The sequence below is a fragment of the Streptomyces sp. C genome (assembly GCF_000158895.1).
Classification (GTDB): domain Bacteria; phylum Actinomycetota; class Actinomycetes; order Streptomycetales; family Streptomycetaceae; genus Streptomyces; species Streptomyces racemochromogenes.
Genome location: NZ_GG657750.1, coordinates 6,170,956 through 6,190,285, shown reverse-complemented (window position 1 = coordinate 6,190,285; position 19,330 = coordinate 6,170,956). Strand labels below are relative to the sequence as shown.

At 74.2% G+C, this 19,330-nt stretch carries 18 protein-coding genes and 3 pseudogenes; 12 read left to right on the top strand and 9 right to left on the bottom strand.

Annotation, left to right across the window (positions count from 1 at the left end; genetic code table 11):
* Nucleotides 1-623, bottom strand: a pseudogene (locus SSNG_RS27860) (GntR family transcriptional regulator); the annotation flags it as partial.
* A 152-nt stretch (nucleotides 624-775) separates the two neighbouring features.
* On the opposite strand from SSNG_RS27860, the gene SSNG_RS27855 reads away from it, so the two are divergent.
* Nucleotides 776-1,621 carry a (2Fe-2S)-binding protein gene (locus SSNG_RS27855; protein WP_042804207.1) on the top strand — a complete coding sequence of 282 codons (846 nt, stop codon included), beginning with the start codon at nucleotides 776-778 and terminating at the stop codon, nucleotides 1,619-1,621.
* A gap of 192 nt (nucleotides 1,622-1,813) precedes the next feature.
* Entirely contained in the window at nucleotides 1,814-2,872 is a 1,059-nt protein-coding gene (locus SSNG_RS27850) for a DUF2637 domain-containing protein (RefSeq protein WP_007267269.1), read from the top strand.
* A 56-nt stretch (nucleotides 2,873-2,928) separates the two neighbouring features.
* On the opposite strand, the gene SSNG_RS27845 is transcribed toward SSNG_RS27850, so the two are convergent.
* The 5 genes and pseudogenes from SSNG_RS27845 to SSNG_RS45390 form a co-directional block, all read right to left on the bottom strand.
* A complete protein-coding gene (locus SSNG_RS27845) occupies nucleotides 2,929-3,321 on the bottom strand; it encodes an ATP-binding protein (protein WP_165365029.1) in 393 nt (130 codons plus the stop codon).
* A gap of 183 nt (nucleotides 3,322-3,504) precedes the next feature.
* A pseudogene (locus tag SSNG_RS27840) lies at nucleotides 3,505-4,065 on the bottom strand (thiamine pyrophosphate-dependent enzyme); the annotation flags it as partial.
* 130 nt (nucleotides 4,066-4,195) lie between these two features.
* A complete protein-coding gene (locus tag SSNG_RS45400; RefSeq protein WP_007267266.1) occupies nucleotides 4,196-4,522 on the bottom strand; it encodes a zinc ribbon domain-containing protein in 327 nt (108 codons plus the stop codon).
* Nucleotides 4,523-4,533: 11 nt separating this feature from the next.
* Nucleotides 4,534-5,139 (bottom strand): protein phosphatase 2C domain-containing protein, encoded by a 606-nt coding sequence (locus SSNG_RS45395; RefSeq protein ID WP_042802068.1) that lies wholly within the window; start codon nucleotides 5,137-5,139, stop codon nucleotides 4,534-4,536.
* Nucleotides 5,140-5,285: 146 nt separating this feature from the next.
* Nucleotides 5,286-5,849, bottom strand: coding sequence for a hypothetical protein (locus tag SSNG_RS45390; protein ID WP_347232473.1), 564 nt, complete (start codon nucleotides 5,847-5,849; stop codon nucleotides 5,286-5,288).
* 233 nt (nucleotides 5,850-6,082) lie between these two features.
* On the opposite strand from SSNG_RS45390, the gene SSNG_RS27830 reads away from it, so the two are divergent.
* Together SSNG_RS27830 and SSNG_RS27825 are read left to right on the top strand one after the other, a co-directional pair.
* A complete protein-coding gene (locus SSNG_RS27830; RefSeq protein ID WP_007267264.1) occupies nucleotides 6,083-7,039 on the top strand; it encodes a helix-turn-helix domain-containing protein in 957 nt (318 codons plus the stop codon).
* Nucleotides 7,040-7,063: 24 nt separating this feature from the next.
* Nucleotides 7,064-7,549, top strand: coding sequence for a DUF456 domain-containing protein (locus SSNG_RS27825; protein WP_042802067.1), 486 nt, complete (start codon nucleotides 7,064-7,066; stop codon nucleotides 7,547-7,549).
* A gap of 567 nt (nucleotides 7,550-8,116) precedes the next feature.
* Here SSNG_RS27825 and rsgA read toward each other — a convergent pair.
* A complete protein-coding gene (rsgA, locus tag SSNG_RS27820; RefSeq protein ID WP_042802065.1) occupies nucleotides 8,117-9,208 on the bottom strand; it encodes a ribosome small subunit-dependent GTPase A in 1,092 nt (363 codons plus the stop codon).
* 390 nt (nucleotides 9,209-9,598) lie between these two features.
* Here rsgA and SSNG_RS27815 point away from each other — a divergent pair, with 390 nt between their 5' ends.
* A complete protein-coding gene (locus SSNG_RS27815) occupies nucleotides 9,599-9,997 on the top strand; it encodes a VOC family protein (RefSeq protein ID WP_007267261.1) in 399 nt (132 codons plus the stop codon).
* On the opposite strand, the gene SSNG_RS27810 is transcribed toward SSNG_RS27815, so the two are convergent.
* Both SSNG_RS27810 and SSNG_RS27805 read right to left on the bottom strand, forming a co-directional pair.
* The gene (locus SSNG_RS27810; protein WP_007267260.1) at nucleotides 9,931-10,662 is read right to left on the bottom strand and encodes a helix-turn-helix transcriptional regulator; all 732 of its coding nucleotides are present in this window, start codon (nucleotides 10,660-10,662) and stop codon (nucleotides 9,931-9,933) included. The genes SSNG_RS27815 and SSNG_RS27810 overlap by 67 nt on opposite strands.
* Before the next feature lie 27 nt (nucleotides 10,663-10,689).
* Nucleotides 10,690-11,814, bottom strand: coding sequence for a YihY/virulence factor BrkB family protein (locus tag SSNG_RS27805; RefSeq protein WP_007267259.1), 1,125 nt, complete (start codon nucleotides 11,812-11,814; stop codon nucleotides 10,690-10,692).
* A gap of 17 nt (nucleotides 11,815-11,831) precedes the next feature.
* Between SSNG_RS27805 and SSNG_RS27800 the strand changes: the two genes are divergently transcribed.
* The 7 genes and pseudogenes from SSNG_RS27800 to SSNG_RS27775 all read left to right on the top strand — a co-directional run bounded on the left by SSNG_RS27800 (nucleotide 11,832) and on the right by SSNG_RS27775 (nucleotide 19,307).
* Nucleotides 11,832-13,487 carry an acyl-CoA dehydrogenase family protein gene (locus SSNG_RS27800; protein WP_007267258.1) on the top strand — a complete coding sequence of 552 codons (1,656 nt, stop codon included), beginning with the start codon at nucleotides 11,832-11,834 and terminating at the stop codon, nucleotides 13,485-13,487.
* 400 nt (nucleotides 13,488-13,887) lie between these two features.
* Nucleotides 13,888-15,146: pseudogene (locus SSNG_RS27795) on the top strand (GAF domain-containing protein).
* A 5-nt stretch (nucleotides 15,147-15,151) separates the two neighbouring features.
* Nucleotides 15,152-15,715, top strand: coding sequence for a GNAT family N-acetyltransferase (locus tag SSNG_RS27790; protein ID WP_042802063.1), 564 nt, complete (start codon nucleotides 15,152-15,154; stop codon nucleotides 15,713-15,715).
* A 710-nt stretch (nucleotides 15,716-16,425) separates the two neighbouring features.
* The gene (locus SSNG_RS45385) at nucleotides 16,426-16,509 is read left to right on the top strand and encodes a putative leader peptide (RefSeq protein ID WP_312847410.1); all 84 of its coding nucleotides are present in this window, start codon (nucleotides 16,426-16,428) and stop codon (nucleotides 16,507-16,509) included.
* A gap of 220 nt (nucleotides 16,510-16,729) precedes the next feature.
* The gene (locus SSNG_RS27785; protein WP_007267255.1) at nucleotides 16,730-18,436 is read left to right on the top strand and encodes a nitrite/sulfite reductase; all 1,707 of its coding nucleotides are present in this window, start codon (nucleotides 16,730-16,732) and stop codon (nucleotides 18,434-18,436) included.
* On the top strand, nucleotides 18,433-18,612 hold the full coding sequence (locus SSNG_RS27780) for a hypothetical protein (RefSeq protein ID WP_007267254.1): 180 nt from the start codon (nucleotides 18,433-18,435) through the stop codon (nucleotides 18,610-18,612). Before SSNG_RS27785 ends, SSNG_RS27780 begins: the two co-directional genes overlap by 4 nt.
* Entirely contained in the window at nucleotides 18,609-19,307 is a 699-nt protein-coding gene (locus SSNG_RS27775; RefSeq protein ID WP_007267253.1) for a phosphoadenylyl-sulfate reductase, read from the top strand. The genes SSNG_RS27780 and SSNG_RS27775 overlap by 4 nt, the downstream gene beginning before the upstream one ends.
* The last annotated feature ends 23 nt before the right edge of the window (nucleotides 19,308-19,330 follow it).

Sequence of the window (19,330 nt, the reverse complement as noted above, 5' to 3'; positions counted from 1 at the left end):
GGTCGCGCGCGACAAGGGGCGTCCAAGCAGCGCCGAGTGCTCCGCCGCGTCGGCCACCCAGGTCCCCCCGCCGAACCCGCGGAGCACCCGGCAGGGGCCACTGCGCCCCGCCGGTGCAGCTCCTCGGCGATCCGCACCAGCTGGCCGTTGCCCGACAGGGAGAGCACCGCCCGGTGGAAGGCCCGGTCGGCCTCCGCGTACCGCGGCAGGTCGCCCTCCTCCGCCGCCTCCGCCGCGGCCGCGGCGGCCGGCCGCAGGGACTCCCAGGTCGCGGCGGACACCGACCGGGCCAGCCGGAGCATCACCGGCACCTCGATCAGCGCCCGGACCTCGGACAGCTCCGCCTGGCCGCGCGGGGTCCGGGTCAGCACCCGGAAGCCCCGGTTGGGCAGGCACTCCACCGCCCCCTCCAGCGCCAGCTGCTGCATCGCCTCGCGTACGGGGGTCGCGGAGACCCCGAACCGCTCGCCGAGCGCGGGGCCCGAGTAGATCTCCCCGGGCACCAGCTCCCCGTCCACGAGGGCGGCGCGCAGCGCGTCGAGGACCTGCCCGCGCACGGAGTGCCGCAGCACCTTCTGCGGCGGGATCAGGGGCGGGGTCAGGGGCTCCGCCTCCGACACCAGGGCGTGGGCCGCTCCGTGCACTCGGTCCTCCTCCGGGTCTCGACCGGTTCCGAGGATAGGCGGAACTCGGGCCTCCCCGGGCTCCCCACACCCCGCGAGATCAGCTAAGGTAAGGCTTACCTTTCCTCCCGACGCGTGATTCGGTGGTCCGCATGCTCCTGTCCGCACCCGCCCCGGCCGGCTCTCCGGTGGCCCGTGCGTACGAGCGCCTGGCGGACGCCTACCCGGGCCTGCGGGCCGAGGAGCGCGGCGCGCACGAGCCCCTCCCTCGCGGTGCGGGCTGGGTCGGCGCGCACGAGCTCGCGGCGGGCGGGGCCGCTCTGGACGCCCACCTCGCCTGGGACGAGGCCCAGGTGCTGCGGGACTACGGGCGCCGGGCGCGGCCCGATGTGGTCGCCGGGTTCGGCCTCCACCGGTACGCCTGGCCGGCCTGCCTGCTGATCACCGTCCCGTGGTTCCTGGAGCGCCGGGTGCCCCGGCTGCCCGTGGACCGGGTGGCGTTCCACCGGACCCGCGGGCTGATGTCCGTACGCGTCGAGGAGTTCGCCTGCCTGCCGGACGACCCGGCGGCCTCCCTCCCCGGGGCGCGGGTCGTGTCCGGCGAGGAGGCCCTGCGCGAGGAGGTGCGGGCAGCGGTGGCCCAGCACCTCGGACCGCTGCTGGAAGGTTTCGGCCCGCGGATGCGGCGCGGCCGCCGCGCCCTGTGGGCGATGGCCGCCGACGAGGTCGTCGAGGGGCTCTGGTACCTGGGGAGCCTGTTCGGCGAGGAGCGGCGGGCCGTGCGCGAGCTGGAGCTGCTGCTGCCGGGCGCCCTCGCCCCGTACACCGGCGCCGCCGGCTTCCGCACCCTGGCCGGCCCCGGCGGGGCGGAACTGACCACCCGGGACCGGGCGAGCTGCTGCTTCTTCTACACCATCCGGCCGGAGGACACCTGCACGACCTGCCCGCGCACCTGCGACGCGGACCGCGTCACCCGGCTCACGGCGGCCGACGACTGAACCCACCCGTGCGGATGAAGTGAATTCGAACTCAACTCACCTCGCACGAGCGTCAGTTCGACCCACAACACCCTATCCGACGGGACCCGCCCCCCGATGGCGTCCACTTGCCCCGAAACCCACGTGCACCACTGACCGGCTGCGCCACTATGGCGCCCGGAAAGCCGCATACGCGAGGCAAGGGACATCCGCATGAGACTGACCGACATATCGCTGGACTGGCTGCTGCCCGGCAGCCTGTTGATCCTGGGCGTGCTTGCGGCAGTGGCGGTGGTGGCCCGGGGCAAGCGCGAGGGCGAGAAGGCGACGGCCGACGACAGCTGGGAACGCAGCGAGGAACGCCGGCGCCGCAAGGAGGCCGTCTACGGGACCGCCTCCTACGTCCTGCTCTTCTGCTGCGCTGCGGTGGCCGCCGCGCTCTCCTTCCACGGGCTCGTCGGCTTCGGCCGGCAGAACCTCAACCTCTCCGGGGGCTGGGAGTACCTGGTCCCGTTCGGCCTCGACGGCGCCGCCATGTTCTGCTCGGTGCTCGCCGTCCGCGAGGCCAGCCACGGCGACGCGGCCCTCGGCTCCCGGATGCTGGTCTGGCTCTTCGCCGGGGCGGCCGCCTGGTTCAACTGGGTCCACGCCCCCCGCGGCACGGGCCACGACGGCGCCCCGCAGTTCTTCGCCGGGATGTCGCTCTCGGCGGCGGTGCTCTTCGACCGGGCCCTCAAGCAGACCCGCCGCGCGGCACTGCGCGAGCAGGGCCTGATCCCGCGCCCGCTGCCGCAGATCCGCATGGTCCGCTGGCTGCGGGCCCCCAGGGAGACCTTCGGCGCCTGGTCGCTGATGCTCCTGGAGGGGGTGCGCACCCTCGACGAGGCCGTGGACGAGGTGCGCGAGGACAAGAAGGAACGCGAACAGGACCGGCACCGCAGGCGGGAACAGCACCGCCTCGACCGCGCCCGCATCAAGGCGCTGGGCCGGCAGCACAGGGCGTTCGGGCGGGCCCGGGCGCGTCAGGTCGACCTGCCGGGGCTGACCCCCGGGACGGGCTCCGCGCCGGTCGGCGCGGAGCCGGCCATATCGGAAGCGGGACAGCTGCCCCTGCGAAGAAGGCCCTCCCTGCAGGCCGTGAACGGAACCGAATCCCCTGATCCGTCCGGGTCCCGGACGGTGGACCTCACCGCCGAGGACGACACCCAGACGATCCCCCGGCTCGACTCCCTGGAGCGCAAACTGAAGGACCTGGAGCAGCAGTTCGGCTGACCGGACCGCACCGGCACGGAGGCGGGGCACCCCCTGGGCGCCCCGCCTGCGCACGCTCAGGCCCGGGCCGCCGCCCCCGCGGCCCCGAGCTCGAACCAGACGACCTTGCCGCGCCCCATCGCGAGCGGGTCCACGCCCCAGGCGTCGGCCAGCGCCTGCACCAGCACCAGCCCGCGGCCGTGCGTACCGTCGTCGGCGGACGGTACGTGCGGCCGGGGCAGGCGGGCGGCGTGGTCGCGGACCTCGACCCTGAGCCGGCCGGCCCGGACGGTGGCGTTCACCTCGGCGCCCTGGTCGGTGTGGACGAGGGCGTTGGTCACGACCTCGGTGATCAGCAGCTCCGCCACCTCGGCCGTCTCGCCCCGGCAGCGGTGCCGCACCAGCTCCCGCAGGGCCCGGCGGACCTCCCCCACCGCCTTCAGGTCGGCCCGGCGCACGCTGCGCGCCATCTCGGCACGGTCCTGCTCGGCGCCCGCCGACGGCTCGCGCGCCAGCGGCCGCTCGGTCCGCCACGTCTTCCCGCTCCTCGCCCCCACCCGCACGGCGACATACCTCCCCGTATTGCGCTGCCCGTGGTCTCGAACAGGTCTACGGAATGCATGCCCCCGGCGACGCTCCGCACTCCTTCGCGCTCAAGGCCTGGGCACGTTGCGCAGGTTGGATCGAGCCATCTGGATCATCCGGCCGACCCCGCCGTCCAGCACGATCCTGCTGGCGGACAGTGCGAATCCGGTCACCATCTCGGCGCTGATCCTCGGAGGAATCGACAGGGCGTTGGGGTCCGTCACCACGTCCACCAGAGCCGGCCCCTCGTGCCGGAAAGCGTCCCGCAAAGCGGCCGTGAGCTGCTTGGGCTTCTCGACCCGGACGCCGTAGGCGCCCGCCGCGCGGGCGATCGCGGCGAAGTCCGGGTTCCGGTTCGTCGTTCCGTACGACGGAAGGCCGGAAACCAGCATTTCCAACTCCACCATCCCCAGGGAGGAGTTGTCGAAGACAATCACTTTGACGGGCAGGTCGTACTGCACGAGGGTGAGGAAATCTCCCATCAGCATCGAGAAACCGCCGTCACCCGACATCGACACCACTTGACGGCTCCGGTCCGTGAACTGTGCGCCGATGGCCTGCGGGAGGGCGTTGGCCATGGAGCCGTGGCTGAAGGAGCCGATGATGCGCCGCTTGCCGTTCGGGGAAAGTTGACGCTCATCCCGCCTAAAGGCGGGAGATTCCCACCGTGCCGCCGCTGTTTCCAACACGTGCGTAGTGGTTCCAGTTTCATCACCCACGGCCCGGCTTGCCGGGTCCTGCACGGGCTCCACAGGCGTTTTACGTGTCCGGGCGTCCCTCGGCCACAAGGCTCCGCGCTTCAAGGCGGAGATTCAGTTCAGCGTTCTCGTCCCGGTCGTGGCGGGCCCCACAAGCGCACCTCCATGACCGGACGGAGAGACCTTCCAGTCCCTTCGGGCCGTCCAGTGCGCCGCAGTGCGAGCACAGTTGGGTGCTCGGGAACCAGCGGTCGACCTTGACGAACGTTCCGGGCGGCCCTGGTGAAGCGGACGGCCTGACGGCTGGTGGTGAAGGCGGTTCTGCCTGGCCATGGATGGACGCCTTCTCCGGTTCCCCGCGAGCCGTGTGCGTCTTCCATCCACGCACGTCCCGTGCGGTTACGCCTCCCAGAGCGCGGCCGCCGTCCGGTCGTCGGCGTAGCCCTTGAGGCGGAGCTGGGTGTCGGCGAGGAAGGCCGCCAGGCCCGGCGGCTCCCCCTGCGACCAGCGGGCGGCGAGCTCGGCCGGCAGCAGGCTCTCCTCCCGCATGGGCTCCGCGAGGCCGCTGGAGCAGAGCAGGAGGGTGTCACCCGGGCGGGCCACCGAGGCCCGGAACCGGAAGCCGGTGCCGCCGGGCGGGGCGCCGTCCTCCTCCAGGTCCTGCCAGCGGCCCCCGCGCAGCCGGAAGACCCCGCCGGCGCCGGCGCCGAAGCAGATCCGGTGGGGGCAGTCCGGGTCCAGCGGCAGCAGGAGCCCGCGCAGGCCGGCGGTGTACGCCTCCTCGGCGAGCCCGAGCTCGGCGGCGCGGGCCCGCAGCCGCCCGTAGCCCCGGTCGGTGAGGCGCTGCAACCCCGACAGCAGGGCCTCGCGCCGGCCCGCCCGGATGTCGTCGGCGAGCCGCTCCCGGCTGCGCCCGACGGCCGCCGCGACGAGGTGGCCCAGCTCGGCGGCGGCCTCCCGGGTGCCGGGGGCGGCCCGGTCGCCGCCGGCCAGCACCACCAGCACGAGGGCCTCGTCACCGCTGCCGAAGCGGGCGGTGAGCAGGAAGTCCCGCCGGGCCTCGCCCCGGTAGCGGGCGGAGTCACCGCGCAGGGAGGCGGCCCGCAGGGTGTACGTGCCGTAGCGGGCGCCCTCCAGGACGGTGTCCGGGGTCAGGTAGTCCAGCGCGGCCGAGGTCGGCGGCGGGCAGCGCCCCCGGCTCGGCGGCGTAGGTGGGGGCCCGGTCGCCCCAGGTACCGCACCGCGGGCCGCCCGGGCGGCGGCGGGGCGGCCGCCTCCCCGGGAGCCGGAGCCGGCGGCACGGCCAGGTCCCCCTGCGCGTACCCGGTCTCCCCGGCCACCCGCGGGTCCGGCGGCGCGGGCGGCGCGGGCGGCACCGGTGGCACGGGTGGCACCGGCGGCACCGGTGGCGCGGGCGGTTCCGGCGGGGCGGCGGTCCGGTACCCGGGCGGGGGCGGCGGTACGGCCACCCCGGCGGGCGCCTCCCGGCGCGGGCCGGGCAGGGACGGCTGCTCGGGCGGGGCCGCGGCCACGGGCGGGGCTTGGTCGCCCGGGGCCGGATCCCTCACCAGGACCACCGACGCCGAGCGGAAGCGCTGGTCCAGGGTGTCCCCCGGGTCGGGGGCGGGGCCCGCGTCGGGGCCCGCGTCGGGGTCCGCCTCGGGGCCCTCGTACAGCTTCTGCCACCAGTCGTCCTGCGCGCCCTGCTGACTCATGCCCCCATTCTGGGCGCGACCGGGCGGCGGAAAACCCCGAATCCGGGAAAAGGGCCCACCCGGCCGCCACCCGACGCGCCCGCCCCGCACCGCCCGTACATACGGGCTGAATCGGTACACCTGATCGACATCCCGGAGGGCCCGGGCGGCACCTCCTTCGCCCCACGGGCGGGGCATGCGGCGAAGATGTCGGCGGGAACGGGGAACGACCTGGGGAGTGGGGGTGGAACGGGATGCTGGGAGCGATAGGCCTGGACGAGGGCCAGGAATCGGCGTACCGGGCGCTGGTGGCACTGGGGGCGGCGGAGGTTCCCGACCTCGCCCACCGGCTGACACTGCCGGTACCGCAGACGGAGCGGGTGCTGCGGCAGCTGGAACGCCACGGGCTGGCCGCACGCTCCCCGGCCCATCCGGGCCGCTGGGTGGCGGCCCCGCCGGACGCCGCCCTCGGGGCCCTGCTGGCCCGGCAGCGCGACGAACTGGAGCGGGCGGAGCGGGCCGCGACGCTGCTGGCGCTGGAGTACCGGGCGGAGGCCGCCGAACCGGCGGTGCACGACCTGGTGGAGGTGGTGACGGGCGCGAGCGCCGTCGCCCGCCGCTTCCAGCAGCTCCGGCTGGGCGCACGGGAGGAGGTCTGCGCGCTGGTGTCCGGCCCGGAGGAGGGGGACGGCGACCGAACGCCCGTACGGGGCGTCGCGTACCGGGTGGTCGTCGAGCGGGAGGTCCTCACCCTGCCCACCGGTGTGCGGACGGCCTCCAACGCGCTGGCCCGCGGCGCACGGATCCGGGTGTCGCCGGCGGTCCCGACGAAACTGCTGATCGCGGACGGCAGCCTCGCCATGGTGCCGCTGACGGCCCCCGGGGCGGAGCCGGCGGCCCTGGTGGTGCACGCGTCGGGCCTGCTCGAATCGCTCCGGGGCCTCTTCGAGGCGGTGTGGCGGGAGTCCCTCCCGCTGCGGCTGGGCGTCACGGGCCACCCCGAGGAGGGCGACGGCGGACCCGACACCACGGACCTGGAGATCCTCTCCCTGCTGCTGGCGGGGATGACGGACGCGAGCGTCGCCAAGCACCTGGAACTGGGCCTGCGGACGGTGCAGCGGCGCGTGAAGGGGCTGATGGAGCTGACGGGCGTGACGACCCGGCTCCAGCTGGGCTGGCACGCGTACGAACGGGGCTGGGTGGCCCGATAACCGGGCTTCGGTCACGCTGGCCGCATGGATCTTCCGCAGCTGCTCCTGGTGGGGCTGGTGCTGCTGCTCGGGGTGCTGGGGGTCCTGGTCCCGGGGGTGCCGGGGACCTTGCTGGTCTGGGCGGGGCTGCTGTGGTGGTCCCTGCACGAGCGGTCCGCGGCGGCGTGGGCGGTCCTGGTCGCCTCGACGGCCCTGCTGCTGGTGGTGCAGGTGGTGAAGTGGCAGCTGCCGCCGAGGCGGCTGCGGGGCGTCGGCGTCACCCGCCGGATGGCGGCGTACGCGGGCGCGGGCGCGGTGGCGGGCTTCGTCCTGCTGCCGGTGGTGGGGGCGGTGCCGGGGTTCGTGGGCGGCATCTACCTGTGCGAACGCCGCCGGCTGGGCACGCACGGGGAGGCGTGGGCGTCGGTGCGGGCGGTGATGCGGGCGGTGGGGACGAGTGTGCTGGTGGAGCTGCTCGCGTGCCTTTCGGTGACGGCGGCGTGGCTCGGAACGGTGCTTTCCGATTCTTGACGCGTTCCTCGCACCGCTCGGCGCCGGGCGCTTCCCGCGCTTCGGTCCCGCTGCGCCGGCCTGCGGCCGTCGGACGTGGGGGCGGGGCCGGTTCGGGGGCGGGGGCCGGTGGGTCGCCTGCGGGTGCGTGGCCGCTGCGCGGGGCTGTCCCCTACCCGCCCTTCACCCGTTCTCGCCTCAAACGCCGGCGCGGCTGCAAACACGGGGCTACCGCGCCCGCGCCTCGAACGCCGGCGGGGCTGCAATCAGCCCCGCCGGCGTTTGAGGCGCGGGGGTGCGGGGGCGGAGCCCCCGCAAGGGGTCCGGGCACAGCCCGGGGAACGGGCGAAGGGCGGGTCGGGGACCTCGCCCCGCGCAGCGGCCCACCCCGCCCAGGTCGGGGCGGCACGCACCGGCACGCACCCCCCGCGGGGGCACGCACGGCGCCGACGAACCCCGGCCAGGGGATCAGCGGCACGCACCCCCGGCGGGGCACGCACGGCGCCCACCCGAACCCCGGCCAGGGGATCAGCGGCACGCACCCCCGGCGGGGCACGCACGGCGCCCACCCGAACCCCGGCCAGGGGATCAGCGGCCGCGCTTCGCCGCGTAGTTGGCGCGGCCCTCCGCCGACTTCATCCGCCAGTCCCGCGCGAGCTCCGCCCGCAGCCGGGCGTCCGTCTTCGCGACGATCCGCTGGTTCTCGCGCAGCAGCTTCCGGTAGCTGTCCAGGCGGCGCTCCGGGAGCGCCCCCTCGGCCACCGCCGCCAGCACCGCGCAGCCCGGCTCCGCCTCGTGCGCGCAGTCGCCGAAGCGGCACTGGTCGGCGTACTCCTCGATCTCCGAGAAGACCTGCCCCACCCCCGCCTCCGCGTCGAAGAGGCCGACGCCGCGCAGCCCCGGGGTGTCGATGAGGACGCCCCCGCCCGGCAGGGCGAGGAGGTTGCGGGTGGTGGTGGTGTGGCGGCCCTTGCCGTCGACCTCGCGGGTCTCCTGGACGTCCATGACGTCCGCGCCGAGCAGCGCGTTCGCCAGCGTGGACTTGCCCGCGCCGGAGACGCCGAGCAGCACGCTGGTGCCGTCGGCGACGACCGCGGCGAGCACGTCGGTGCCCTCCCCCGTGTGGGAGGAGACGGTGAGCACCTGTACGCCGGGGGCGGTGGTCTCCACGTCCTGGACCAGGTAGGCCAGGGCGGCCGGGTCCGGGACGAGGTCCGCCTTGGTCAGGACGACCAGCGGCTGCGCCCCCGACTCCCAGGCCAGCGCGAGGAACCGCTCGATGCGGCCGAGGTCGAGCTCGACGGCGAGCGAGACCGCGATGACGGCGTGGTCGACGTTGGCGGCGAGGATCTGCCCCTCGGAACGCTGCGAGGAGGTGGACCGTACGAAGGCGGTCCGGCGCGGCAGGTACGCCTTCACGTAGCGCGGGTTGCCGGTCGTCTCGACGGCGGCCCAGTCGCCGGTGCAGATGACCCGGAGCGGGTCGTGGGGTGTGACGAACGCGGTGTCGGCGCGGATCACGCCGTCCTCGGTCATCACGTCGCACTGGCCCCGGTCGACCCGCACGACGCGGCCCGGGACGAGTCCCTGGTCAGCGTACGGGGCGAACTCGGCGTCCCAGTCCTCGTCCCAGCCGAAGACGGCGAGGGACTGGGAGGAAGAGGAGAAAGAGGAAGTCAAGGGGGACCCTTCGAAGGGTGGCCCCGGCAGCGCCCGCTCGGCGGCGGTGCGATGGGTTGAAGGTCAGCCGGAGGCCACGGGGGTGGAAACGATGACGAACTCCTGAATGCGGGCAGTGCCCGTCTCCGTGACAGTCATCAATGTCCTCACCTCCTGCTTCCTGTTCCGGCTGGTGCCGTTCCTCCGGAACCCTAGCCCGCCCCGGCCGGCCGCACCACCGATTAATCCGCGCCCGCGAGGCCGTCGCGGACGGCGTGGCGGACGGCGAGGGCGGCTCCGATGGGGTTCCGCCCGTTCGGTCCTCCGGTGGTTTCCGGCGGGTCGCCGGGGTGGCGGCCGGTGTCCGTTTCGTTCAAGACCGCCGGGCCGCCGCGTGCCTAGCCTGCGGGCATGACTCCACGACTCGACATGATCGGCCTGGTCGTCTCCGACATGGCCGCCTCGCTCGCCTTCTACCGCCGGCTCGGCCTGGACGTCCCGGCCGGTGCCGACGACCAGCCGCACGTCGAGGCCGTGCTGCCCGGCGGGCTGCGGATCGGCTGGGACACCGAGGAGACCGTCCGGTCCTTCGACCCCTCCTGGACCCCGCAGCGCGGCGGACAGCGCCGGGAACTCGCATTTCTGTGCGAGTCCCCCGCGGAGGTGGACGCGCTGTACGCGGAGCTGACGGGCGCCGGGTACGAAGGGCACCTGAAGCCCTGGGACGCCTTCTGGGGCCAGCGCTACGCGGTGGTGCTCGACCCGGACGGCTGCGGGGTCTCGCTGTTCGCGCCGGCCGACGCCGTGTAGGCCCCGAGGGTGGTCCCGGCCAGCGCGCGCACCTCGCGGGCCAGGTGCGCCTGGTCGGCGTACCCGGCGGCGCAGGCCACCTCGGCCTGCGGCAGCCCGCGCCGGGCCAGGGCCAGCGCCCGCTGGAGGCGCAGCACCCGGCCCAGGGTGCGGGGGCCGTACCCGAAGGCGTCGAGGGAGCGCCGGCGCAGCTGGCGTTCGCCGAGGCCGACGGCCCGGGCGATGGCGGCGACCGGCTGTCCGGCGCGGAGCCGGGCCGTCACCTCGGCGGGGAGCGGGTCGGGCGGGCCGCCGGCGGCGAGGCGGGTCCGGGCCAGCGCTTCGAGGGCCGCGCACGGGTCCTCGTACGCGGCCGTGCGCCCGGTGAGGCGGCGCACCTCGGGGCCGGGCCACAGGTCGGCCAGTTCGACGCGCCGGTCGCGCAATGCGTGGGCGGGTACGCCGAGCAGCGCGGGCGCGGTGCCGGGGGCGAGGCGGATTCCGGCGAAGGCGCGGCCGGGGACCTCCCCGGCGGGGTGCGGGCCGGTGTCGGGGCCGGCGACCAGCAGCCGGCCGTCGGTCCAGATCAGGTCCATGCACCCGTCGGGCAGCACCACCCCGCCGGGCCCCGCGGCCCGCCAGAGCACGGCTCCGGGCACCAGCCGGGACGGCGCTTCCTCGTACACACCGCCACCGTAGGCCGTTGCCGCCGGTCAGTGCTTGCGCAGGCGGGAGGTGTAGTCGTCGGGCGGCAGGAAGTTCGACCAGCGTTCGGGGAACTCCGAGGGCATCCCGGCGTCCTCGTCGTCCTCGGACTCCCCCTCGGCGAGGGCCCGCCAGGCGGCGGCGCGGGCGACGAGCTGGGCGGCCTCGGCCTCCCGGACCCGCTCGTTGGCCTCGCGGGCGGCGGCCGTGGCCACCGAGGGCCAGACCCGGTCGATCGCGGCGTTGACGGCGGCGCCGACGAGCACCGCGAAGGCCGAGATGCCGATCCACAGCAGGATCGCGACGGGCGCGGCCAGCGACCCGTAGATGGTCGGGCCCTCCACCGTGTTGGTCAGGTAGATCCGCAGCAGGAACGATCCGAGCACCCACATGGCGAGCGCGACGAGCGCGCCGGGCACGTCCTCGATCCACGGCGACCGGACGGGGACGGACACGTGGTAGAGCGTCGTGAGGAAGGCGATGGAGAGCAGGGTGACCACCGGCCAGTACAGGACGGCGATCACCTCGGTGCTCCAGGGCACCAGGCGGACGACGGCGTCGGGTCCGACGACCATCAGCGGCAGCACGATCGCGCCGATCAGCAGGGCGATGACGTAGAGGAGGAAGGCGAGCAGCCGCGTCTTGACGATGCCCCGGTGCCCGTCGAGCCCGTACATGACGGTGATGGTGTCGATGAAGACGTTGACGGCTCGGGAGCCGGACCACAGGGCGAAGGCGAAGCCGAGGGAGATCAGGTCGGGGCGGCCGCGGCTGGTGACGTCGTCGAGCATGGGTCTGGCGATGTCGTTGACGCCGCGGTCGGACAGGACGGTGCCGACCGCGCGCAGGATGTTCTCCTCGATGCTGGCCACGGACTGGGTGTTGGTCCAGCCGTCCACGTAGCCGAGCAGGCCGAGCAGGCCGAGGAAGAGCGGGGGCAGGGAGAGCAGGGTGAAGAAGGCGGCTTCGGCGGCGAGGCCGAGGATCCGGTACTCGATGCACGAGTTGACGGTGTCTTTGAGGAGCAGCCAGCCCATCTTGCGCTTGGAGACGTTGCGGTAGAGGGCGCGGGCCCGGTGGAGCCTTCCCGGGCGTACCGGGGTCCCCTCGGGTGTTTCTTTTGCTGGCTGCACGTCCTTACGGTATCCGCATGGCAGCCACCACCCACACAGTCAGCAACCAGGCCCCGCCGCTCGTCGGGTACGAGGTCTACCTCGGAGACCGCGCCCTCACCGAGGGCGTGGAGCGGCACCTCGCCGACGCGGCCCCCGAACTGCGGGACGAGGTACGGGAGGAGCTCACCGCGCTCGGCCGCGCCGCGGGTTCGGCGCAGGCCCAGCGGTGGGGCCGCGAGGCGAACGAGAACCCGCCGGTGCTGCGGACGCACGACCGCTACGGGAACCGGATCGACGAGGTGGAGTTCCACCCGGCGTGGCACCGGCTGCTCGGGCACGCGGTGGGGGCCGGGCTGACGGACGCCTGGGGCCGTCCGGCCGGGCACCTGCGGCGGGCGGCGGGCTTCTTCCTGTGGTCGCAGGCGGAGGCGGGGCACGGCTGTCCGGTGTCGATGACGCATGCGGCGGTGCCGGCGCTGCGGGCCGATCCGGAGCTGGCGGCGGAGTGGGAGCCGCGGCTGACCTCGCACGTGTACGAGGAGGGGCTGCGGCCGGCCGGGCAGAAGGCCGGGGTGCTCTTCGGGATGGGCATGACGGAGAAGCAGGGGGGCAGCGACGTACGGGCGAACACGACGTCGGCGGCTCCGCTGGACGCGGCCGGGGAGTACGTGCTGACCGGGCACAAGTGGTTCTGCTCGGCGCCGATGTCGGACGGGTTCCTGGTGCTGGCGCAGGCAGCCCCCTCGGGGAGGAACAGCCTGACCTGTTTCCTGGTGCCGCGGGTGCTGCCGGACGGGACGCGGAACGCGTTCGCGATCCAGCGGTTGAAGGACAAGCTGGGCAACAAGTCGAACGCGTCGGGGGAGATCGAGTTCTCCGGGACGTGGGCGCGGCGGGTGGGCGAGGAGGGCCGGGGGGTGCGGACCATCATCGAGATGGTCGCGGCGACCCGGCTGGACTGCGTGATCGGCTCGGCCTCGCTGATGCGGCAGGCGCTGACGCAGGCCGTCCACCATGCGGAGCACCGCTCTGCTTTCGGAGCGCCGCTCATCGACCAGCCGCTGATGCGCAACGTCCTCGCGGACCTCGCCCTGGAGTCGGAGGCCGCCACCGTCCTCACGCTGCGCCTCGCGGCCGCGTACGACGCCGGCACCGACCAGGAGCGGGCCTTCCTGCGCCTGGCGGTGCCCGCCGCGAAGTACTGGGTGACCAAGCGGTGTACGCCGATGGTGGCGGAGGCCCTGGAGTGTCTGGGCGGCAACGGCTACGTCGAGGAGTCCGGGCTGCCGAGACTGCTGCGCGAATCCCCGGTGAACTCCATCTGGGAGGGCTCGGGCAACGTCCAGTCCCTGGACGTGCTGCGCGCGCTCCAGCGCGAACCCCAGGCCCTGAACGCGTTCCTCCTGGAAGTCGGCCTGGCCAGGGGCGCCGACCACCGGCTGGACGCGGCGATCAAGAACCTGCTGACGGAGCTGGCCGACCTCGACGGGATCGAGGCCCGGGCCCGGCGGGTGGTGGAGCGGATGGCCCTGGTGCTGCAGGGCTCGCTGCTGGTCCGCTGGGCCCCGCCGGAGGTGGCGGACGCGTTCTGCGCGTCCCGGCTCGGCGGTGACTGGGGGGCGGCCTTCGGCACGCTGCCCCACGGCCTCGACCTGGCCGGAGTGGTGGCACGGGCGCGGATCGCGGGCTGACGGCGGTCCCCAAACCACCCTGCTCCTTGGCCGCGGTGGTCCCCAAACCATTGCGCGGCCGGCGGAGCGGTCAGCGCCGGATCCGAGCCCGTGGACGTGGGACCGGGGGTGGCGCCGCGCCGACTCGGCGCCACCCCTGGTCCAAGAGCCCCGAGGAAGGAGCTGTCACGCCGCTCGGCGGCGTGGCGATAGTTTCGGTCGGGTGACCGGGGGTTGGCGAGGGTTGCATACCGTTGCAACCCTGCATTCCCTACGGCTCGGAATTCGCCCGCCGCATGTGCCCGGGAAGTACGCGCGTGCGCCACGGGGGGCGGCTTGCGCAGTACGTCCTGTTCAGCACGGGGAGGTTCCGGTGGCCAACACCGCAGGCAGCACGGTCGACGTGGCGCGCATCTCGGCCATGGACACGCGGGAGGCGACGCGCCTGCTGAAGGGGGTGCGGGCCGCGGCACTGGCCGGGGACCGCCCGCCGGCCGCCCCCCGGCCCGAGATCGCCGAGTCCTGGCGGCGGATGCTCGCCGGCGGGGTGCACCCCGACCGGGACGCCCGCTCGCGGTTGCTGTCGGCCGCCGAGACGGAGGAGCGCCGTCAGGTCTCGCCGCTGCGGGAGGTCCTGCCGGTGCTGCGCGAGGGGCTGCTGCCCGCGCTGGACGAGGCCCTGCACATCATGGTCGTCGCCGACGCGGACGGGCGGCTGCTGTGGCGGGAGGGGCACCGGTCGATCCTGCGCAAGGCGGACCGGCTGGGCTTCGCGGTGGGGGCCGACTGGGACGAGGCCGTGGTCGGCACGAACGGGGTGGGCACCGCCCTGGTGACGCGGCGGCCGGTCCAGGTGTTCTCGGCGGAGCACTTCGTCTCCAGCCACCACGACTGGACCTGTGCGGGGGCGCCCGTGCACGACCCGAGGGACGGCCGGCTGCTGGGCGTGGTCGACGTCAGCGGCCCGCTGGCCACCATGCACCCGGCCACCCTGGCCTGGGTGAGCTCCGTGGCCCGGCTCGCCGAGCGGGAGCTGCGGGTGCGCCACCTGGAGTCCCTGGAGCGGCTGCGGGCCGTGGCGGCCCCGCTGCTGGCCCGGCTGCCCGGGCGGGCCGCGGTCGTGGACCCGCACGGCTGGACGGCGGCGGTGACGGGGCTGGCCCCCGCCGACCGGGTCGCCCTGCCGAAGGGGCTGAAACCCCGGCCCGGTGTGGGTCGCGCAGCTGGGCGACGGAGCCGCTGCCCGGCGGCTGGCTGCTGCGGCTGGCCGAGGCGCGGGGTGCCGCGCCGGCGGTGAGCCGGGTGGTGCTGGACCTGAGCGGACCCCGGTCCTGGTCGGCGACCGTGTACGGGGCCGCCGGCAGCTGGTCCCAGGAGCTGAGCCCGCGCCACGCGGAGCTGCTGTTCCTGCTGGCGGAGACCCCGCGGGGGCGTTCGGCGGCGGAGCTGGCCGCCGAGCTGTTCGGGGACCCGACGCGGACGGTGACGGTCCGCGCGGAGCTGTCCCGGGTACGGAGGCACCTGGCCGGGGTGCTGACGCACCGGCCGTACCGCTTCGCGGAGGACGTGGAGGTGGAGCTGATCCGCCCGGCGGACCCGGGCCGGCTGCTGCCCCACTCCACCGCCCCGGCCGTGATCAGGGCCCGCCTGGGCCGCGGCGGGGCGCCCGTGGTTCCCTGAACGGCATGAGCACCATCACCCTCACCACCTGGTCCCTGGAGATGACCTCCCCGACGGACCTCGTCCCGGCGGCGATACCGGGGCCGGAGATCACCATCACCCGCGCGGAGGTCCCGTCGCCGGAGCTGAGCCGCTTCCTGTACGCGTCGGTGGGCGGTGACATCCACTGGACGGACCGGCTGTCGCTGACCCGCGCGCAGTGGGTGGAGCTGCTGGAGCGGCCGGGGGTGGAGACGTGGGTCGCGTACGACCGCGGCACCCCGGCGGGCTACGTCGAGCTGGACCCGCAGCCCGACGGCGTGGTGGAGATCATGTACTTCGGCCTGCTCCCGGACTTCCGGGGCCGCCGCATCGGAGGCCACCTGCTGACGTTCGGCACGGCCCGCGCCTGGGACCTCGCGTCCCGGTGGCCGGACCGCGAGCCGACCCGTCGGGTGTGGGTCCACACGTGCAGCCAGGACGGGCCGACGGCGATGGACAACTACCTGCGCCGCGGCTTCAAGGTCTTCAGGACGGAAACGGAACCGAAGGAAGAAACCCCGACCCCGGGCCCCTGGCCCGGCGCGTAGCCCCTGCCGGGGGGCGGTGATCCCGCCCGGACGGGATCCGGATGGGCTGCGGCTGCCCTGGCCGGGCGGGTCCCGGTTGCCGCTGCGCGGGGCCGTCCCCTACCCGCCCTTCCACCGTTCCCCGGGACTCCGCCCCGGACCCCGATACCGTGCGCTCAAACGCCGCGCGGGCTGGAAAACCTGGGGCTGCGCCCCAGACCCCGTGCCGGGCGCCGCGCGGGCTGGAGAATCCAGCCCCGCCGGCGTTTGAGGCGCGGGGGTCCGGGGGCGGAGCCCCCAGGAGGGGTCCGGGCGCAGCCCGGGGAACGGGCGAAGGGCGGGTAGGGGACCCTGCTCCGCACAGCGGCCCACCATCCGCACCCGACCCACCGGCCCCCGGCCACAGAACCCGGCCCGCCCGGCGGCCCGACGGCCGGCGCAGCGGCGCGAAGCCGGTGAGGCCGCCCGCGGCCGAGCCGCGCGGGCGACGCGTTGACGAGGCACAGCCGGCCTCGGCCGAGCCACGCGGGCGACGCGTTGAGGAGGCACAGCAGCCGGGCGCAGCCGAGCCGCGCGGACGGCGCGTGGAGGAGGCGCAGCCGGCTGCGGCGAGCCGCGCGGGCGGCGCGTCGAAGGTGACCCGGATCACGTGATCTCATGATCCGGGACGAGTTCGTCCGGATCGTGGACAGTAGTGGACTCCTCCAATCGGCACATGACACGCTTCGGCCATGAATGGAGCTGGAATTGCCTTGGTGAGTCGGCGGCACGTCGACCTCGGCCGCATGTCCAGCGCCATCTGTCCGGCGCGCTGACGGAACCAGCACCCGCCGCACCTCGCCGCAGTCCCCGCCGCCGCGGACGCGTCGATCACCCGCAAGCCCCCTGAGGCCGAACGCCGCCCCCTGCCTGTCGGCAACCCCGACACACGGGCGCAGATCGGCCACACCTGCTCAGAGACTCCAGCGTGAACAGGGGTGCGCCGCCGCTCCCCCCTGCCCCCACCTCGAGCCGTTGAAGAAGGACGTACCCGCCATGGCCGCCACCCCTGAAACGCCCGCAGCCGCCCCCGCAGCCGCAGCGCGCCGCAAGACCGGCCGTCACCGCGGCGAGGGCCAGTGGGCCGTCGGGCACCACACGCCCCTCAACGGCAACGAGCAGTTCAAGAAGGACGACGACGGTCTCAACGTGCGGACGCGCATTGAGACGATCTACTCCAAGACGGGCTTCGACTCGATCGACCCCAACGACCTGCGCGGCCGTATGCGCTGGTGGGGCCTCTACACCCAGCGCAAGCCCGGGATCGACGGCGGCAAGACCGCGATCCTGGAGCCGGAGGAGCTGGACGACAAGTACTTCATGCTGCGCGTCCGCATCGACGGCGGCCGGCTGACCACCGAGCAGCTCCGCGTCATCGGCGAGATCTCCGAGGAGTTCGCGCGGGGCACCGCCGACCTCACCGACCGCCAGAACGTGCAGTACCACTGGATCCGGATCGAGGACGTTCCCGAGATCTGGCGCCGTCTGGAGGCCGTCGGCCTGTCGACCACCGAGGCCTGCGGTGACACGCCCCGCGTCATCCTCGGTTCGCCCGTCGCCGGCATCGCCCAGGACGAGATCATCGACGGCACGCCCGCCATCGAGGAGATCTACCGCCGCATCGTCGGCAACCCGGACTTCTCCAACCTGCCGCGCAAGTTCAAGTCCGCGGTCTCCGGCTCGCCGCTGCTCGACGTGGCGCACGAGATCAACGACATCGCCTTCGTCGGCGTGAACCACCCCGAGCACGGTCCCGGCTTCGACGTCTGGGTCGGCGGCGGCCTGTCCACCAACCCCAAGCTGGGCGTCCGCCTCGGCACCTGGGTCTCACTGGACGAGGTCCCCGACGTCTACGAGGGCGTCATCTCGATCTTCCGCGACTACGGCTACCGGCGCCTGCGCACCCGCGCCCGCCTGAAGTTCCTCGTCGCCGACTGGGGCCCGGCCAAGTTCCGCCAGGTCCTGGAGGACGAGTACCTGAAGCGCAAGCTGACCGACGGCCCCGCGCCCGAGCAGCCCAGCGGCCAGTGGCGCGACCACGTCGGCGTGCACCAGCAGCAGGACGGCAGGTTCTACGTCGGCTTCGCGCCCCGCGTCGGCCGGGTGGACGGCGCCACCCTCACCAAGATCGCGGACGTCGCCGAGCAGCACGGCTCCGGCCGCCTGCGGACCACCGCCGAGCAGAAGATGATCGTCCTCGACATCGAGGCCGACCAGGTGGACTCCGTCGTCGCCGCCCTGGAGGCGCTGGACCTGCGGGTCAAGCCCTCCCCGTTCCGCCGCGGCACGATGGCCTGCACCGGCATCGAGTTCTGCAAGCTGGCCATCGTCGAGACGAAGGCGCGCGGCGCCTCGCTGATCGACGAGCTGGAGCGCCGCCTGCCGGACTTCGCCGAGCCGCTCACCATCAACATCAACGGCTGCCCGAACGCCTGCGCCCGTATCCAGGTGGCGGACATCGGTCTCAAGGGGCAGCTGGTCCTGGACGACGACGGCAACCAGGTGGAGGGCTACCAGGTCCACCTGGGCGGCGCCCTCGGCCTGGAGGCCGGCTTCGGCCGCAAGGTCCGCGGCCTCAAGGTCACCTCGGCCGGTCTGCCCGACTACGTCGAGCGGGTCGTCAAGCGCTTCGAGGAGGAGCGCGAGGACGGCGAGCGCTTCGCCGCCTGGGTCGGCCGCGCCAGCGACGCGAGCCTCTCATGAGCGAGCGCGCCGCACCGTTCTACTGCCCGTACTGCGGCGACGAGGACCTGTTTCCGAACGAGACGGGCCACGGCGCCTGGGAATGCAGGGCCTGCAACCGAGCCTTCCAGCTGAAGTACCTCGGGCTGCTGGCCCGGGGCGTTCAGTCCGACACCGCTGGAGGGGACGAGATATGACCACCACTCAAGACGTGAGTCTCAGAGAACTGGCCGAGCAGGCGGGCCGCGACCTGGAGGACGCCTCCGCGCTGGACATCCTGCGCTGGGCGGTCGACACCTTCGGGAAGAAGTTCTGCGTCACCTCCTCGATGGAGGACGCGGTCGTCGCCCACCTGGCCTCGCGGGTGGCTCCGGGTGTGGACGTGGTGTTCCTGGACACCGGTTACCACTTCGAGGAGACGATCGGCACCCGTGACGCGGTGGAGGCGGTGATGGACGTCAACGTCATCACGCTGACCCCGCGCCAGTCGGTCGCCGAGCAGGACGCCGAGTACGGTCCGAAGCTCCACGACCGGGACCCGGACCTGTGCTGCGCCCTGCGCAAGGTCAAGCCCCTTGAGCAGGGACTGACCTCTTACGACGCGTGGGCGACGGGCCTGCGCCGCGACGAGTCCCCGACCCGGGCGAACACCCCGGTGGTCGGCTGGGACGAGAAGCGCGGCAAGGTCAAGGTCTCCCCGATCGCCCGGTGGACGCAGGACGACGTGGACGCGTACGTCGCCGAGCACGGGGTGCTGACGAACCCGCTGCTGATGGACGGTTACGCCTCCGTCGGCTGCGCCCCCTGCACCCGCCGGGTCGCGGAGGGCGAGGACGCCCGGGCCGGCCGCTGGGCCGGACGCGGCAAGACCGAGTGCGGACTCCACGGCTGATGACCACAACACCTACGGAAACC

Excerpts from the sequence above, each read along its gene's own strand:
- SSNG_RS27850 (WP_007267269.1), top strand. The coding sequence starts at position 1,814 with ATGAGACTGACCGACATATCGCTGGACTGGCTGCTGCCCGGCAGCCTG.
- SSNG_RS27830 (WP_007267264.1), top strand. The coding sequence starts at position 6,083 with ATGCTGGGAGCGATAGGCCTGGACGAGGGCCAGGAATCGGCGTACCGG.
- SSNG_RS27845 (WP_165365029.1), bottom strand. The coding sequence starts at position 3,321 with ATGGCGCGCAGCGTGCGCCGGGCCGACCTGAAGGCGGTGGGGGAGGTC.
- SSNG_RS45390 (WP_347232473.1), bottom strand. The coding sequence starts at position 5,849 with ATGAGTCAGCAGGGCGCGCAGGACGACTGGTGGCAGAAGCTGTACGAG.
- SSNG_RS27825 (WP_042802067.1), top strand. The coding sequence starts at position 7,064 with ATGGATCTTCCGCAGCTGCTCCTGGTGGGGCTGGTGCTGCTGCTCGGG.
- SSNG_RS27815 (WP_007267261.1), top strand. The coding sequence starts at position 9,599 with ATGACTCCACGACTCGACATGATCGGCCTGGTCGTCTCCGACATGGCC.
- SSNG_RS45385 (WP_312847410.1), top strand. The coding sequence starts at position 16,426 with ATGAATGGAGCTGGAATTGCCTTGGTGAGTCGGCGGCACGTCGACCTC.
- SSNG_RS27800 (WP_007267258.1), top strand. The coding sequence starts at position 11,832 with ATGGCAGCCACCACCCACACAGTCAGCAACCAGGCCCCGCCGCTCGTC.
- SSNG_RS27785 (WP_007267255.1), top strand. The coding sequence starts at position 16,730 with ATGGCCGCCACCCCTGAAACGCCCGCAGCCGCCCCCGCAGCCGCAGCG.
- SSNG_RS27780 (WP_007267254.1), top strand. The coding sequence starts at position 18,433 with ATGAGCGAGCGCGCCGCACCGTTCTACTGCCCGTACTGCGGCGACGAG.
- SSNG_RS27775 (WP_007267253.1), top strand. The coding sequence starts at position 18,609 with ATGACCACCACTCAAGACGTGAGTCTCAGAGAACTGGCCGAGCAGGCG.
- SSNG_RS27790 (WP_042802063.1), top strand. The coding sequence starts at position 15,152 with ATGAGCACCATCACCCTCACCACCTGGTCCCTGGAGATGACCTCCCCG.
- SSNG_RS27855 (WP_042804207.1), top strand. The coding sequence starts at position 776 with ATGCTCCTGTCCGCACCCGCCCCGGCCGGCTCTCCGGTGGCCCGTGCG.